At 72.6% G+C, this 13,942-nt stretch carries 12 protein-coding genes; 7 read left to right on the forward strand and 5 right to left on the reverse strand.

Annotated elements, in window-relative coordinates; translation table 11 throughout:
- Nucleotides 1-12 precede the first annotated feature (12 nt).
- Nucleotides 13-1,365, reverse strand: a complete 1,353-nt coding sequence (locus tag WMR31_RS05735) for an SGNH/GDSL hydrolase family protein (RefSeq protein ID WP_340537820.1) — start codon at nt 1,363-1,365, stop codon at nt 13-15.
- Between the two features lie 363 nt (nt 1,366-1,728).
- Here WMR31_RS05735 and WMR31_RS05740 point away from each other — a divergent pair, with 363 nt between their 5' ends.
- From WMR31_RS05740 to WMR31_RS05750, 3 genes are read left to right on the forward strand one after another with little or no spacing between them, the layout of a single operon-like run.
- Nucleotides 1,729-2,694, forward strand: a complete 966-nt coding sequence (locus WMR31_RS05740; RefSeq protein WP_340537821.1) for an NADPH:quinone oxidoreductase family protein — start codon at nt 1,729-1,731, stop codon at nt 2,692-2,694.
- 1 nt (nt 2,695) lies between these two features.
- On the forward strand, nt 2,696-3,472 hold the full coding sequence (locus WMR31_RS05745) for a 2-phosphosulfolactate phosphatase (RefSeq protein WP_340537822.1): 777 nt from the start codon (nt 2,696-2,698) through the stop codon (nt 3,470-3,472).
- Nucleotides 3,473-3,483: 11 nt separating this feature from the next.
- A complete protein-coding gene (locus WMR31_RS05750) occupies nt 3,484-5,445 on the forward strand; it encodes a M13 family metallopeptidase (protein WP_340537823.1) in 1,962 nt (653 codons plus the stop codon).
- 27 nt (nt 5,446-5,472) lie between these two features.
- On the opposite strand, the gene WMR31_RS05755 is transcribed toward WMR31_RS05750, so the two are convergent.
- Nucleotides 5,473-5,661 carry a hypothetical protein gene (locus tag WMR31_RS05755; protein WP_340537824.1) on the reverse strand — a complete coding sequence of 63 codons (189 nt, stop codon included), beginning with the start codon at nt 5,659-5,661 and terminating at the stop codon, nt 5,473-5,475.
- Nucleotides 5,662-5,741: 80 nt separating this feature from the next.
- Here WMR31_RS05755 and WMR31_RS05760 point away from each other — a divergent pair, with 80 nt between their 5' ends.
- From WMR31_RS05760 to WMR31_RS05770, 3 genes are all read left to right on the forward strand, one after another.
- Entirely contained in the window at nt 5,742-7,859 is a 2,118-nt protein-coding gene (locus tag WMR31_RS05760; protein ID WP_340537825.1) for a RecQ family ATP-dependent DNA helicase, read from the forward strand.
- Nucleotides 7,860-8,079: 220 nt separating this feature from the next.
- Nucleotides 8,080-8,958, forward strand: coding sequence for an LLM class flavin-dependent oxidoreductase (locus tag WMR31_RS05765; protein WP_340537826.1), 879 nt, complete (start codon nt 8,080-8,082; stop codon nt 8,956-8,958).
- A 27-nt stretch (nt 8,959-8,985) separates the two neighbouring features.
- Entirely contained in the window at nt 8,986-10,014 is a 1,029-nt protein-coding gene (locus WMR31_RS05770) for a hypothetical protein (RefSeq protein WP_340537827.1), read from the forward strand.
- Nucleotides 10,015-10,193: 179 nt separating this feature from the next.
- On the opposite strand, the gene dmpG is transcribed toward WMR31_RS05770, so the two are convergent.
- From dmpG to WMR31_RS05785, 3 genes are read right to left on the reverse strand one after another with little or no spacing between them, the layout of a single operon-like run.
- Nucleotides 10,194-11,243 (reverse strand): 4-hydroxy-2-oxovalerate aldolase, encoded by a 1,050-nt coding sequence (dmpG, locus tag WMR31_RS05775; protein WP_340537828.1) that lies wholly within the window; start codon nt 11,241-11,243, stop codon nt 10,194-10,196.
- On the reverse strand, nt 11,240-12,271 hold the full coding sequence (locus WMR31_RS05780) for an acetaldehyde dehydrogenase (acetylating) (RefSeq protein WP_340537829.1): 1,032 nt from the start codon (nt 12,269-12,271) through the stop codon (nt 11,240-11,242). The genes dmpG and WMR31_RS05780 overlap by 4 nt, the downstream gene beginning before the upstream one ends.
- Nucleotides 12,268-13,083, reverse strand: coding sequence for a 2-keto-4-pentenoate hydratase (locus WMR31_RS05785; RefSeq protein WP_340537830.1), 816 nt, complete (start codon nt 13,081-13,083; stop codon nt 12,268-12,270). Before WMR31_RS05785 ends, WMR31_RS05780 begins: the two co-directional genes overlap by 4 nt.
- Before the next feature lie 69 nt (nt 13,084-13,152).
- On the opposite strand from WMR31_RS05785, the gene WMR31_RS05790 reads away from it, so the two are divergent.
- A complete protein-coding gene (locus WMR31_RS05790) occupies nt 13,153-13,938 on the forward strand; it encodes an IclR family transcriptional regulator (protein ID WP_340537831.1) in 786 nt (261 codons plus the stop codon).
- The last annotated feature ends 4 nt before the right edge of the window (nt 13,939-13,942 follow it).

The following is a 13,942-nucleotide window of genomic DNA, read 5'->3' on the forward strand; positions in this document are numbered from 1 at the left end:
TCAGAGGGGGGTTCATCCGGTGGTGAGCGACCCGTCGGGCTGGCGCGCGCAGGTCAGCTGCGGCGCCGTCGAGGCCCAGGCGTTCGTGAGGCACTGGCCGAGTACCCGGTGGCCGGCGGCGCTGGGGTGCCAGGACTCCTGGCAGGTCTGGTAGTAGTCCGAGCAGGTGTCGGTGACGCGCTTGATGTCGAGCTTGTCGAAGGGCGTGAAGCTCTCCACCTTCACCCCGGACGGGCCGTCCATCACGCGCAACGGCGTGGCGAGTGCGCTGCCAGGGCTGCCGGGCTGCTCGCAGAGGCGGGCGCCGTCGAAGGCGTGCTGGACGTCGAGATAGGTGAGGTCGAGTCCGGGCCGCTCGGCTCGGAGGGTCGCGGCTGCGCCGCCGACGATCCCGCCGAGGGCCTGGCTGAAGCGGTGGGCGGGCGCGAGGCTGGCGACGTCGGCGGGGCAGCCGGCGGCGTACCGCTCGTCGACCAGGCGCCGGTACTTGTCGCGCTCGTCGTTGCGGCCGTCCTCGGTGAGGTACTGCTCGGCGTAGGCCTCGGGCAGCGGGTTGGTGTAGTCCTGCAGCACGATCTTGTGCTGCCCGTCGGCGTCGACCTCGGCGAGGACGTCGAGCACCTGGCGCAGCGCCGCGGTGGTGTCGGCCTGCGCCGCGGTGAACTGGGCGGGGCTGCCGAGGTCGGCGTCGGTGCACGGCTCCTCGTTGAGCTCGGTGCCGGTGATCCAGTTGACCAGGTGGATCCACACCTCCCACCAGCCGGTGTAGCCGTCGCCGACGAACCTGCCGGCGCACTCGGCCGCGACGCCGCCGAAGGTGAACTGGGAGTTGTTGGAGCCGAGCCCGATCAGCACCAGGTCGATGTCGCCGGTCTGCGCGACCTGGCGGAGCTGGGCGATCTGGCTGGCGACACCGCGCCCGCCCTCGCGAGCGCTGGAGGCGTTGGCCATGTCGTGGGGCTGGGCGCCGCTGCAGGCGATGTTGACCCGCTGCTCGATCCCCGGCAGCGCGGCCACCGCGATGCTCGCGTTCGGTGAGCGGTGGCAGAAGTAGGGGTTGGAGTTGGGTGCCGACCATCCCGGGAACCCCTGGCTGACGCCGTCCTGGTCGGTGACCGCCAGGTAGTCGCCGGCCCCCTCGCCGCTGATGAACGAGTCACCCATCGCCACCGCGGTGGCCGGCAGGGCGGCCTCCTGCTCGACCTCCTGCTCCACATCCGGTGCGGCGAGCAAGCCGGGGCGAGGGTCGTCGGCGTGGGCTGGAGCGCCGAGTCCCGAGACCACGGCGGGCGAGGCGAGAGCGAGCGCCGCGGCCACGGCGATCGTCGTCCGAGAGAGGAGTGAGGTACGGCGGGAGTGCGACATCTGGGACCTTCCGAGAGGTGGAGCAGAACGCGAACCGTTGTTCGCATCTTTCGCCTACTGGTCGGTCACGTCAAGGGTGGCGGGTGGTCCGGCGGTCGGGAAGGTTCCGCTCGCGGCGTCCAGGCGGCGACTGACCCGGACGGCGCAATTGCGCGGAATGGTGCAGTCCGAGCGGCGGCGACCGACCCGGACGGCGCAATTGCGCGGGATGGTGCAGTGCGAGGGGCGTCGACTGACCCGGACGGCGCAATTGCGCGGGACGGTGCAGTGCGAGCGGCGGCGACCGACCCGAACGGCGCAATTGCGCGGAACGGCACCCGGACGCCACGCCGTCGGCACCGACATCACTGCTTGGATGGGTCCATGCGCGCACTCCAGGTCGTCAGCCTCACCGGACCCGCGGATCTCGTCGTCAACGACATCCCCGAGCCCACGCCCGGGCCGGAGGAGGTGCTGATCGAGGTGCATCGGGTCGGGGTCGCGTTCCCCGACCTGCTGCAGAGCCGCGGGGAGTACCAGCTCAAGCCCGACCTGCCGTTCTCCCTCGGCGTCGACGTCGCCGGCACCGTCGTGAGCGGCCCGGGGTTCGAGCCCGGCCAGCGGGTCGCGGCCGTGATCTCGCACGGTGGCGCTCAGGAGCTCGCGGTGGCGCCGGCGTCCTCCACCTTCGCGTTGCCGGACTCGATGTCCTACGACGAGGCGGTCGCGCTCCCGATGAACTACCTGACCGCCGAGTTCGCCCTCCACCAGCGCGGCGGCCTCCAGCCCGGCGAGACCGTGCTCGTGCACGGGGCGGCCGGCGGCCTCGGCACCGCGGTGATCCAGGTCGCCAAGGGCATGGGCGCTCGGGTGATCGCCGTGGTCAGCACCGACGCGAAGGCCGAGATCGCGCGCCAGGCCGGTGCCGACGACGTCGTGCTCCTCGAGGGCTTCAAGGACGCCGTCATCGAGCTCACCGGCGGGGCCGGAGTCGACCTGGTCGCCGACATCGTCGGCGGGCCGGCCTTCCTCGACTCGCTGCGCTGCCTGCACCCGCTCGGTCGGCTCATCGTGCTCGGATTCGCCTCCGGGCTGGGCATCCCCGAGGTGAAGGTGAACCGGCTGCTGCTCACCAACACCGACGTGCGCGGTGCCGGCTGGGGGGCCTACGCGATGGCGACGCCGGGCTACATGCAGGAGCAGTGGGCGCGGCTGGTGCCGATGATCGACAGCGGAGTCATCAAGCCGCTGGTCGGTCAGGTCTACGACCTGGAGGACTTCGGTCAGGCGCTGGTCGACCTCGACGAGCGGCGCGCGGTGGGCAAGCTGGTCGTGCGGGTGCGCGACTGAGGTGGTCGACCCCGCTCACACCCAGGGCCGCTTCCGGGTCCGGCTCGAGTGGGGGGCGTCCGGCGCCGCGACGCTGGCGTCGGGCAGCGACCTGGCGGTCGTCGTCGACGTCCTCTCCTTCACCACCACGCTCAGCGTCGCGCTCGAGCGCGGCATGACGGTCTACCCCTATCGGTGGCGCGACGACGGCGCCGCCGCGTACGCCGCCGAGCGGGACGCCGTGCTCGCCGTCGGCCGGCTGGAGGCGCGCCACGGGCAGGCCGGGGTGTCGCTCTCTCCGGCCGCGCTGGCCGAGGCCCCGAGCGAGGAGCTGCCCGCGCGATTGGTGCTCCCCTCGCCCAACGGCTCGGCGATCTCGTTCGCGCTGGCGGACTCCGGCGCGACCGTGGTCGGCGCCTGCCTGCGCAACGCCGCCGCGGTCGCCGCGTGGCTCTCGCCCCGGCTGGCGTCCGGCGCGAGCGTGGCCGTCATCCCCGCCGGCGAGCGGTGGCCCGACGGCACGCTGCGGCCGGCCGTGGAGGACCTCTGGGGCGCCGGCGCCGTCCTGGCCCGCCTCACCGACGCCGTGGGGGCCGACGGGTTCAGCCCCGAGGCCCGGTTCGCGGCGTCCGCGTTCGAGCAGGTGGCGCCGGACCTGGCCACCGCGCTGCTCGACTGCGCCTCGGGGCGCGAGCTGGTCGAGAAGGACTTCGCCGCCGACGTCGCGGCCGCCTCCAGGCTCGATCACGGCCGGGCGGTGCCCGTCCTCGCCGGGGAGGCGTTCGAGCCGGCCGGATAGTCTGCGATCTCGTGAGCATCCTCGACGACGCCCGCGAGGGCATGGACCTCGACACCCGCCCGCAGGACGACCTCTTCGGCCACGTCAACGGCCGTTGGCTGGAGACCGTGGAGATCCCCAGCGACCGGTCCAGCTGGGGACCCTTCGTGCAGCTGGCCGACGCCGCCGAGGAGCAGGTCCGCGAGATCATCGAGTCTCTCGCGAGCCAGACCCCCGACGCACTCGACGACGAGGGCGGCGAAGGACGCAAGATCGGCGACCTCTACGCCTCCTTCATGGACACCGAGGCGATCAACGCCCGCGGCATCGAGCCGATCCAGCCACTGCTCGACGCCGTCGAGGCGATCCGCGACGTCCGCGACCTCGCGGCCTTCCTCGGCGAGTTCGAGCGGATCGGCGGGCACGGCCTGTTCGGGTCCTACATCGACAACGACGACAAGAACTCCGACCGCTACATCTTCAACCTCTACCAGGGCGGCCTCGGCCTGCCCGACGAGTCCTACTACCGCGACGAGAAGTTCGCCCCGCAGCGCGAGGCGTACCTGGCCTACCTCACCAGGCTCCTGACGCTCGGTGGCTACGACGACGCCGAGGCCGCCGCGCGCACCATCCTCGACATCGACGCCCGGCTCGCCGCCGGTCACTGGGAGCGCGCGGAGACCCGCGACGTCCAGAAGACCTACAACCTGATGACCCGCGAGCAGCTGGTCGAGCTCTGCCCGGGATTCGACTGGGACGCCTACATCACCAACCTCGGCGGCAACCCGGCCACCATCGCCGAGGTGTGCGTGCGCCAGCCGTCGTACTTCTCGCACCTCTCGACCGTCCTGGACGAGATCCCGGTCGAGTCGTGGCGGGCCTGGCTGGTCAGCCACGTGCTGCGTGCCTGCGCCGCCTATCTCACCGACGACTTCGTGGAGACGAACTTCGACTTCTACGGCCGCACCCTCAACGGCACCCCCGAGCTGCGCGCGCGTTGGAAGCGCGGGGTCGCGTTCGTCGAGGGAGCCATGGGCGAGGCAGTGGGCAAGAAGTACGTCGCCCGCCACTTCCCGCCGACCTCGAAGGCGCTGATGGACGAGCTGGTCGCCGACCTGCTGGAGGCCTACCGCCAGTCGATCTCCCAGCTCGACTGGATGACCGAGGCCACCAAGGAGCGCGCCTACGAGAAGCTCGCCACGTTCCGTCCGAAGATCGGCTACCCCGAGAGGTTCCGCGACTACTCCGACCTCACGGTCCGCCGCGACGACCTGCTCGGCAACGTGCAGGCGGCCTCGGCCTTCGAGACCGCCCGCCAGCTCGCCAAGATCGGTGCGCCGGTCGACCGCGACGAGTGGTTCATGCTGCCGCAGACCGTCAACGCCTACTACAACCCCGGCACCAACGAGATCTGCTTCCCGGCCGGCATCCTCCAGAAGCCGTTCTTCAGCCCCGACGCCGACCCGGCCGAGAACTATGGCGGGATCGGCGCCGTCATCGGCCACGAGGTCGGCCACGGCTTCGACGACCAGGGCGCCCAGTACGACGGCCAGGGCAACCTCAACGACTGGTGGACTCCCGACGACAAGGCCGCCTTCGAGCTGAAGTCGAAGGCCCTCATCGAGCAGTACGACGGCTTCGAGCCGCGGGCGCTGCCCGGCGAGCGGGTCAACGGCGCGCTCACCGTGGGCGAGAACATCGGCGACCTCGGCGGTCTCACGATCGCGCTGAAGGCCTACGCCATCAACCGGGCCCGGCACGGTGAGCCGGTCACCGACGACGGTCGCACCACGCTGTTCTTGAACTGGGCCTTCGTGTGGCGCACCAAGCGCCGCCCGGAGCAGGAGCAGCAGTACCTCACCATCGACCCGCACAGCCCGCCGGAGTTCCGCGCCAACATCGTGCGCAACCTCGACGAGTTCCACGAGGTGTTCGGCACCGTCGAGGGCGACGGCCTGTGGCTCGACCCGTCCGAGCGCGTGCGGATCTGGTAGCGGGCTCGCCTCGTCCGGCGGACGCCGTCAGCGGATCACCACCGCCAGCACCGGCCGGTGGCTCTCCGCGCGGGTGCGCAGGCCCCCGCGCCGGCGTACGGCATTGGTGACGAACACGACCTGCTCGCGCTCGGCGTCCTGGCGCTCCGCCTGGGCGAGCTCCTGGAGGAGGACCGAGGTGGTGGACGGGGCAGGCCGCGACGCGTTCCGGTGCATGCCACCACTGTCCGCGCGATCCTTTCGGAATCCTTGCGGAACCCTGTGGGGCTGTCGGCGGCGCCTGATACACACGAGTCATGAGCGCGGAGCCGGCGGTGAGTGAGTCGATGCGCGAGCGCGCCGAGGCGCACCTGCGCGCGCTGGTCGGGCGCGACGACGCCGCGCTGCGCGACGACCAGTGGAGCGCCATCGAGGCGCTGGCCGCCGACCGGCGCCGGGCGCTGGTGGTCCAGCGCACCGGCTGGGGCAAGTCGGCGGTCTACTTCGTCGCCACCCTGCTGCTGCGCGCCGAGGGCGCGGGTCCGACCGTCATCGTCTCCCCGCTGCTGGCGCTGATGCGCAACCAGATCGCTGCGGCCGAGCGGGCCGGGATCCGCGCGGTCACGATCAACTCCACCAACCTCGAGCAGTGGGAGGAGACCCGCGCCGCGATCGCGGCCGGCCAGGTCGACGTCCTGCTGGTCAGCCCCGAGCGGCTCAACAACCCCGGCTTCCGCGACGAGGTGCTGCCCCGGCTGGCCGCCACCTGCGGCCTGTTGGTGGTCGACGAGGCGCACTGCATCAGCGACTGGGGCCACGACTTCCGCCCCGACTACCGGCGCATCCGGACCCTGCTCGACGACCTGCCCGACGGCATCCCGGTGCTGGCCACCACCGCCACCGCCAACGAGCGGGTCACCGCCGACGTCGCCGAGCAGCTCGGCGAGGACGCCCTGGTGCTGCGCGGCAGCCTCGACCGGGCCTCGCTCCGCCTCGGTGTCGTCCGGCTCAAGACCGCCCAGCAGCGCCTGGCCTGGCTCGCCGACCACCTCGCCGAGCAGCCCGGCTCCGGCATCGTCTACTGCCTCACCGTCGCCGCCACCCAGGAGGTCGCCGACTATCTGCGCTCGCGCGGCCACGACGTCGCTGCCTACTCCGGGCAGACCGAGCAGACCGAGCGCCTCGCGCTCGAGGAGGCGCTGGCCGGCGGCCGGATCAAGGCCCTGATCGCCACCAGCGCCCTCGGCATGGGCTTCGACGCCGCGCTCGGGTTCGTCGTCAACCTCGGCGCGCCGCAGTCGCCGGTGGCCTACTACCAGCAGGTCGGCCGCGCCGGGCGCGGCCTGGGCCCCGACCAGAGCGCCACGGTCGTCCTGCTCCCGGCTCTCGAGGACCGCGACATCTGGGCCTACTTCGGCTCGCTGGCCTTCCCGCCCGAGCCGGTCGTGCGCCAGACCCTCGACGTCCTGGCCGAGGAGGGGCGGCCGCTGTCGACGGCCGCGCTGGAGACCCGCGTCGAGCTCAGCCGCACCCGGCTGGAGCAGATGCTCAAGGTGCTCGACGTCGACGGCGCGGTCCGGCGGGTGCGCGGAGGCTGGGAGGCCACCGGTCGCGACTGGACCTACGACGAGGAGCGCTACCGCCGGGTGCGCGAGGCCCGCGAACGCGAGCAGCGGGCCATGCTCGACTACCTCACCACCGACGAGTGCCGGATGCGCTACCTGCGCGAGCAGCTCGACGACCCCGAGGCCACCGACTGCGGCCGCTGCGACAACTGCGGCGGCCTCGCCCTCGACCTCGAGGTGTCCGAGACCGCGGTCGCCGAGGCGGAGGAGCGGCTGAGCCGTCCCGGCGTCCCCATCGAGCCGCGGCGGATGTGGCCCACGGGCCTCCCCTCGATGGGCGTGTCAGGGTCGGAGGGGCTGAAGGGCAAGATCGCCGAGGGCGCCGACGAGGGTCGCGCGATCGCCCGCCTCACCGACCTCGGCCACGGCCAGGTGCTGCGCAGCCTGTTCGCCGAAGGGTCGGGCGAGGGCCCGGTGCCCGACGGTCTCGCCCGCGCGATGGTCGAGGTCCTCATGGACTGGCGCCCGCAGGTCGACGGCCTGGTGTTCGTGGAGTCGGTGCGCCGGCCCACGCTGACCGCCGACCTGGCTCGCAACCTGTCGCGGTTCCTCAAGAAGCCGGTGCTCGGCCGCTACGCCGTCGTCGACCCCGACGTCGAGCCCGGCCGCGGCGCCATGAACTCCGCCCAGCGCGTCGCCGCGGTCGGCCGCCGCTTCGCCCTCGAGCTCGACGAGCCGGTCGAGGGCCGCGCCGTCCTCCTCGTCGACGACCTCGTCGTCACCGGCTGGACCCTCACCCGCGCCGCCGCCGCCCTCCGCGCCCGGGACGCCACCGCCGTCCTCCCGCTCACCCTGGCCGTCGAGCGCTGACCGGGCGCGCCCCCACGTCCGCTCGACCTGGCCCTCGCCGCCCCGTCCATCTGCGGCTGCGGCTGCGGCACGGCTTGTTACTGACCGTTGCGACTTGTTACTGACCGTTGTGACCTCTGACCTGCTCTTACAAGAGCAGGTCAGAGGTCACAACGGTCAGTAACATGCCGGCCCGCCCGGCCGCGGAGAGCCGGAGCGCGCCCCCGCCTACGCTCTCGGTATGCGTTTCGGGATCACCCTGCTCACCGACCTGCCGTGGGCCGAGGCGGCGCCGCGATGGCGAGCGGCGGAGGAGATGGGCTTCGACCACGCCTGGACCTACGACCACCTCGTGTGGGGCGGCCTCCCCGACGCCCCCTGGACCACGCCGACGCCGGTGCTCGGCGCCGCATCGCAGGTCACCTCGCGGATCGGTCTGGGGACCCTCGTCTCCTCGCCGAACTTCCGGCACCCCTACCTCCTCTTCCGCGACGCCCAGGCACTGGAGGACCTCAGCGCCGGCCGGTTCCTGCTGGGGGTCGGCACCGGCGGCAACCGGGACTCCGAGGTGCTGGGGGCCGAGGCCCTCTCCGTCGGCGAGCGCGTGGACCGGTTCCAGGAGTTCGTGCGACTCCTCGTCGCGCTGCGCGACGGCGACCACGTCACCACGACCGGGCGCTGGTTCTCCCTCGACGACGCCCGCACCCTTCCGGCCCAGCGCCGCACGCCGTTCCTCGTGGCCGGCAACGGGCCGCGCTCGGTCCGTTTCGCTGCCGAGGTCGGCGACGGCTGGATCACCACCGGACCGTCCGCCGAGACCGTCGACGACTGGCTCGACGGTCTCGCGACGGCGTCCGCCCGGTTCGAGGACGGCATCGCCGCGGCCGGCCGCGAGAACCTGCCGCGCTACCTGCTCACCGACGCCGCGCCCCTGCTCTCCGGCACCGGCCGGTTCGCCCTGACCAGCGTCGCGCTCTTCGAGGAGATCGCCGGCCGCGCCGCCGAGCTCGGCTTCACCGACCTCATCACGCACTGGCCGCGCCCTGATGAGCCGTACGCCGGCTCGGTCGACGTGCTCGAGACGGTCGCCCGCGACGTCCTTCCGCGTTTGCGAGACTGAGCCGCTCCCAGCGGGGAGGATGCGCCGGTGAGCCATCTCCCCCCACCCCCGACCGAACCCTCGATGGACGACGGGTCCGGTCCACCGCTCGGCATCGCGATCCCGAGGGGCGAGGGCGATGCGAGCCCCTTGGACCGGCGCTTCGACGCCGTGCTCGTGGCACTCGCCGTCGGGCTGCTCTCGGCGGCGGTGCTCATCTCCTGGGCCTTCTCTGAACCGCGCGCCGCGTCCACCGGACTGCGCCTGTCCGGCGTCGTGGCGACGCTGGCCCTCCTGGGTGGCGGAGTCGCCCTGTGGTGGCGGAACCACGCGGCCGGCGTGCGCGCGGACCTGGCCGCCTGGCCGCTGGCCTTCGGTGCCGTCGGGACCGGTCTGATGGCCGGCGAGTTCCTCGACGCCGGCACCAGCGACGTCGCGTACCTGATCGCGTTCCTCACTATCGCCCTCGGCGTCGGCGGCACGATCCTCACCGGCCACGGCGCGCCTGCGGTCGCCGCGCTGTACGGCCTCGGCCGGTTCTACCTGTACTTCCTGGAGGACGCCGGGATCGACGACTCGCTCGACGGCGAGGTCGGGGCGGCGGTGGTCGTTGCGGTCTTCGTCGTGATGGCCACGCTGCTCGGCTCGTTCCTCCCGGGTGCCCGGGTGGTCGTCGGCGTGTCCGCGGCCGTCATCGGGGTCGTGGGACTGCTCGCCCTGCTCGCCTCGCTGGGCTTCGCGGGTTGGTGGGGCTTCAGCCTCGGCGAGCCTCTGAGGTCGGAGAGCTCCGGCTTCGACGACTGGACACCACCGGACCACCGGGCCGAGGTCCTCGGAGTCCTCGCCGTCGCCGCGGCGCTGGTCGTGTTCTGGCTGGCCTACTCCTATGTCACCGACGCCCCCGGCTTCCGGCTCGCCGCTGTCGCCATGCTCGCCTCGGCGCCGCCGATCGCGATGACGGCCCTGTTCGTCGACGAGCCCGCGCGGTGGGCGCTGGTCACCTGCGCCATCGGCGCGGTCTTCGTGGTCGCGGTCTGGCTCCGCGCTCCCCGCGTCGCCGGGTCGGCGCAGCGATAGGCCGCCGGCCTGGCTGGCAGGATTCATTCATGGCTGCGGTGGTGGAACGGCAGCACGCACTGGCCCCGCCCCGAGGAGCCCTACGCCGGCTCGGTCGAGGTGCTCGAGACGGTGGCCCGCGACGTCCTTCCGCGGCTGCAGCTAGCGATCCGGCACGTCCCGATCGGCGCTCGTCGCGGTCAGGCGCTCTGCGGGGTCCCGGCGGCGGCGAGGGTGAGGGCGATGTCGATGATCATGTCCTCCTGGCCGCCGACCAGGCGGCGTCGGCCGCACTCCATCAGGATGTCGCGGACGTCGACCCCGTACCGCTCGGCAGCCGCCTCGGCGTGGCGCAGGAAGCTTGAGTAGACCCCGGCGTAGCCGAGGGTGAGGGTCTCCCGGTCCACCCGGACGGGGCGGTCCTGCAGTGGGCGGACGAGGTCGTCGGCGGCGTCTTGGAGGGCGAAGAGGTCGCAGCGGTGCTCGAAGCCGGACAGGTCGGCGACGGCGATGAACGCCTCGATCGGGCAGTTGCCGGCGCCGGCGCCGTGGCCGGCGAGGGAGGCGTCGACGCGGTAGACGCCGTTCTCGACGGCGACCACCGAGTTCGCCACCGACAGCGACAGGTTCTCGTGGGCGTGGATGCCGATCTCCGTGGCCGGATCGAGGACGTCGCGGTAGGCGCGCACCCGGTCGCGGACATCGTTCATGGTCAGGCGTCCACCGGAGTCGGTGACGTAGACGCAGTGGGCACCGTAGGACTCCATGAGGCGAGCCTGGCGGGCGAGCTCCTCGGGCGGGGCCATGTGGGAGAGCATGAGGAAGCCGGAGACGTCCATCCCGATCTCGCGTGCCGCGGCGATGTGCTGGGCCGAGATGTCGGCCTCGGTGCAGTGGGTCGCCACGCGCACCGAGCGCACCCCGAGGGAGTAGGCGGTCCGGAGCTCCTCGATGGTGCCGACGCCGGGAAGGAGGAGGGTGGTGAGCCGGGCGGTGTCGATCGCCTCGGCGGCGGCCTCGATCCACGCCCAGTCGGTGTGCGAGCCGGGGCCGTAGTTCAGTGAGCCGCCGGCGAGACCGTCGCCGTGGGCGACCTCGATGGCGTCGACCCCGGCGGCCTCCAGCGCGGTGACGATGGCGCGCACGTCGTCGAGCTCGATGCGGTGCCGGACGGCGTGCATGCCGTCGCGCAGGGTGACGTCCTGGACGAAGATCGGCGTCGTCGCCTCGGTCGTGGTGTCCTCGGTCATCGGGTCTCCTGGTGGGGCTGGACGGCCATCTGCTCGGCGACCCGGAGTGCGGCCGAGGTCATGATGTCGAGGTTTCCGGCGTAGGCGGGGAGATAGTGGGCCGCGCCCTCGACCTCCAAGAACACCGAGACCTGGTGGGTAGGACGGGGGGCGCCGGGTGCGATCAGGGTGTCGACCGGTTGGTCGGCCGGCACCTCGGTGATCTGGACCTCCTGCTTGAGGCGGTAGCCGGGGACGTACTCCGCGACGTCGGCGACCATCGAGGTCACCGACTCGCCGATCGCGTCCCGCTCGCTCTGCGACGGCGCGTGGACTAGGCACAGGACGGTGTCGCGCATGATCAGCGGCGGCTCGGCGGGGTTGAGGATGATGATGGCCTTGCCCCGCTCGGCGCCGCCGACCTCGGTGATGGCCGCGGACGTGGTCTCGGTGAACTCGTCGATGTTGGCGCGGGTGCCCGGGCCGGCCGACTTCGAGGCGATCGAGGCGACGATCTCGGCGTACCGGACGGGGACGACGCGGGCGATCGCCGCGACGATCGGGATGGTCGCCTGCCCACCGCAGGTCACCATGTTCACGTTTGGCGCCTCGAGGTGCTGGTCGAGGTTGACCGCCGGGATCACGTACGGTCCGATCGCGGCGGGCGTCAGGTCGATCAGCCGGGTGCCGTGGGGGGAGAGCAGGCCGGCGTTGTGCTCATGGGCCTTGGCGGAGGTGGCGTCGAAGACGATGTCGATCTCGGCGAAGCCGGGCAGGGCGAGGAGGCCCTCGACGCCGGTGGCGACGGTCGGCACTCCGAGGCGATCGGCGCGGGCCAGGCCGTCGGAGTCGGGGTCGATCCCGACCATGGCGGCCATCTCGAGGTGCTCGGCGGTGCGCAGGACCTTGATCATCAGGTCGGTGCCGATGTTGCCCGAGCCGATGATCGCGACCTTCGCGCGGTCCCGGCCGAGCGCCGGCTCGGCGCCGGCGTCGGGGACCTGGGCGTCTGGCGTCGCCGGCGTCGCTGCGGGGGTGGTCGTGCTCATGAGGCCTCCTCCTGGCCGAGACGGGTCGTGACCTCTCCGAGTCCGTCGATGACGGCGTGCGCGGACGCACCGGGGAGCAGCGGTCGCATCGGGCTGAGGGCGCCGGACAGGATCACCTCTCCGGCCCGCAGCGGCTGGCCGAACGCGGTGCTCTGGCGCGCGAGCCACAGCACCGCCTGCAGAGGGTCTCCCAGGCAGGCCGCGCCGGTGCCCGTCGAGGTCTCCTGGCCGGTGACCGACATCGTCATCGTCACCTCCCGGGGCTCGACCCGATCGAGGGGGAGCCTGGCCTCGCCGAGCACGAACAGCCCCGCGGAGGCGTTGTCGGCGACGGTGTCGCCGAAGCTGATGTCCCACTCTCGGATCCGGCTGTCGCAGATCTCGAGCGCGGGGGCGGCCCAGCCGATCGCGGCGCGGACCCGGTCGAGGTCGAGATCGTCCCCGTCGAGGTCCTCGCTCAGCCCGAAGGCGATCTCCGCCTCGACTCGGGGCTGCAGCAGTCGGCGTACCGGCAGGGTGGCGCCGTCGTCGAAGGCCATGTCCTCGTAGAGCACGCCGAAGTCGGGCTGGTCCACACCGAGCTGCTGTTGGACCGCCGGCGAGGTCAGGCCGATCTTGCGGCCCACGACCGAGGCGCCGGCCGCGGTCCGACGAGCGTGGAGACGGCGTTGGACTGCGTAGGCGGCGTCGAGGTCGGTGGCACCGATCAGGTCACGCACCGGCGCGCAGGGAACCGCGGTCTCCGCCGCCGCCTGGAGTCGCTCGGCCGCCGCGGTCACCGCCGTCTCGACCGAGGTCGGGGAACTGGTCATGGCGAGATCGTGCGGGACCGAGCTGCGTCGGCGAAAGGGATGTGTTCCACTCACCGGTACGCTCCGGTCATGTCCGCCGACGGGCGCGAGGGCGCCCCCGCGCCTGCTCTCGACACCGTCCTGGGGAAGGCGGTCGCGCTCCTGCGCGCGTTCACCGACGACCCGGTGCTCCCGCTCGCCGAGCTCGTCCGCCGCACCGGGATCGCCAAGGGCAGCGCCCACCGCGTGGCCGCCGACCTGGTCGCGCACGGCCTGCTGGACAAGACGCCCGACGGGTACCGGCTCTCCTCGGGGATGTTCGAGCTGGGCCTGCGGGCCGCGGTGGAGCGGAGCCTGCACGAGATCGCCATGCCCTTCCTCCAGGACCTCTACGAGCGCACCCACGAGACCGTCCACCTCGGCGTCGCCGACGGCTCGGACGTCATCTACGTCGCGAAGATCGGCGGCCACCGTCAGGCGCGCAGCCCCTCCCGGCTCGGTGGCCGGATGCCGTTGCACTGCACCGCCCTGGGCAAGGTGCTGCTCGCCCACGCCGCCCCCGACCTGCGGCAGCGCGTGCTGGAGGCGCCGCTGGAGCGGCGGACGCCTCGCACGGTCGTCGCTCCGGGCCTCCTGGTCCGACAGCTGGACGCGGTGGTCGAGACCGGACTCGCCTACGAGCACGAGGAGTCCCGCCTCGGCCTGTGCTGCGTCGCCTCGCCGATCCTGGACGCCCACGGCCACGACGCGCTCGCCGCGATCAGCGTCACGGGACCGATCGGCCGGTTCCGGCCCGAGTCTCACGCCACCGCGGTCCGGGCGGCCGCCACCGGCATCTCGACGACGCTGGCGCGGGTCGCAGGCGAGGCGACCTGATCGT

The organism is Nocardioides epinepheli (assembly GCF_037936805.1).
Lineage (GTDB): Bacteria > Actinomycetota > Actinomycetes > Propionibacteriales > Nocardioidaceae > Nocardioides.

Excerpts from the sequence above, each read along its gene's own strand:
- WMR31_RS05785 (WP_340537830.1), bottom strand. The coding sequence starts at position 13,083 with ATGACCAGTTCCCCGACCTCGGTCGAGACGGCGGTGACCGCGGCGGCC.
- WMR31_RS05780 (WP_340537829.1), bottom strand. The coding sequence starts at position 12,271 with ATGAGCACGACCACCCCCGCAGCGACGCCGGCGACGCCAGACGCCCAG.
- dmpG (WP_340537828.1), bottom strand. The coding sequence starts at position 11,243 with ATGACCGAGGACACCACGACCGAGGCGACGACGCCGATCTTCGTCCAG.
- WMR31_RS05755 (WP_340537824.1), bottom strand. The coding sequence starts at position 5,661 with ATGCACCGGAACGCGTCGCGGCCTGCCCCGTCCACCACCTCGGTCCTC.
- WMR31_RS05790 (WP_340537831.1), top strand. The coding sequence starts at position 13,153 with ATGTCCGCCGACGGGCGCGAGGGCGCCCCCGCGCCTGCTCTCGACACC.
- WMR31_RS05740 (WP_340537821.1), top strand. The coding sequence starts at position 1,729 with ATGCGCGCACTCCAGGTCGTCAGCCTCACCGGACCCGCGGATCTCGTC.
- WMR31_RS05735 (WP_340537820.1), bottom strand. The coding sequence starts at position 1,365 with ATGTCGCACTCCCGCCGTACCTCACTCCTCTCTCGGACGACGATCGCC.
- WMR31_RS05760 (WP_340537825.1), top strand. The coding sequence starts at position 5,742 with ATGAGCGCGGAGCCGGCGGTGAGTGAGTCGATGCGCGAGCGCGCCGAG.
- WMR31_RS05765 (WP_340537826.1), top strand. The coding sequence starts at position 8,080 with ATGCGTTTCGGGATCACCCTGCTCACCGACCTGCCGTGGGCCGAGGCG.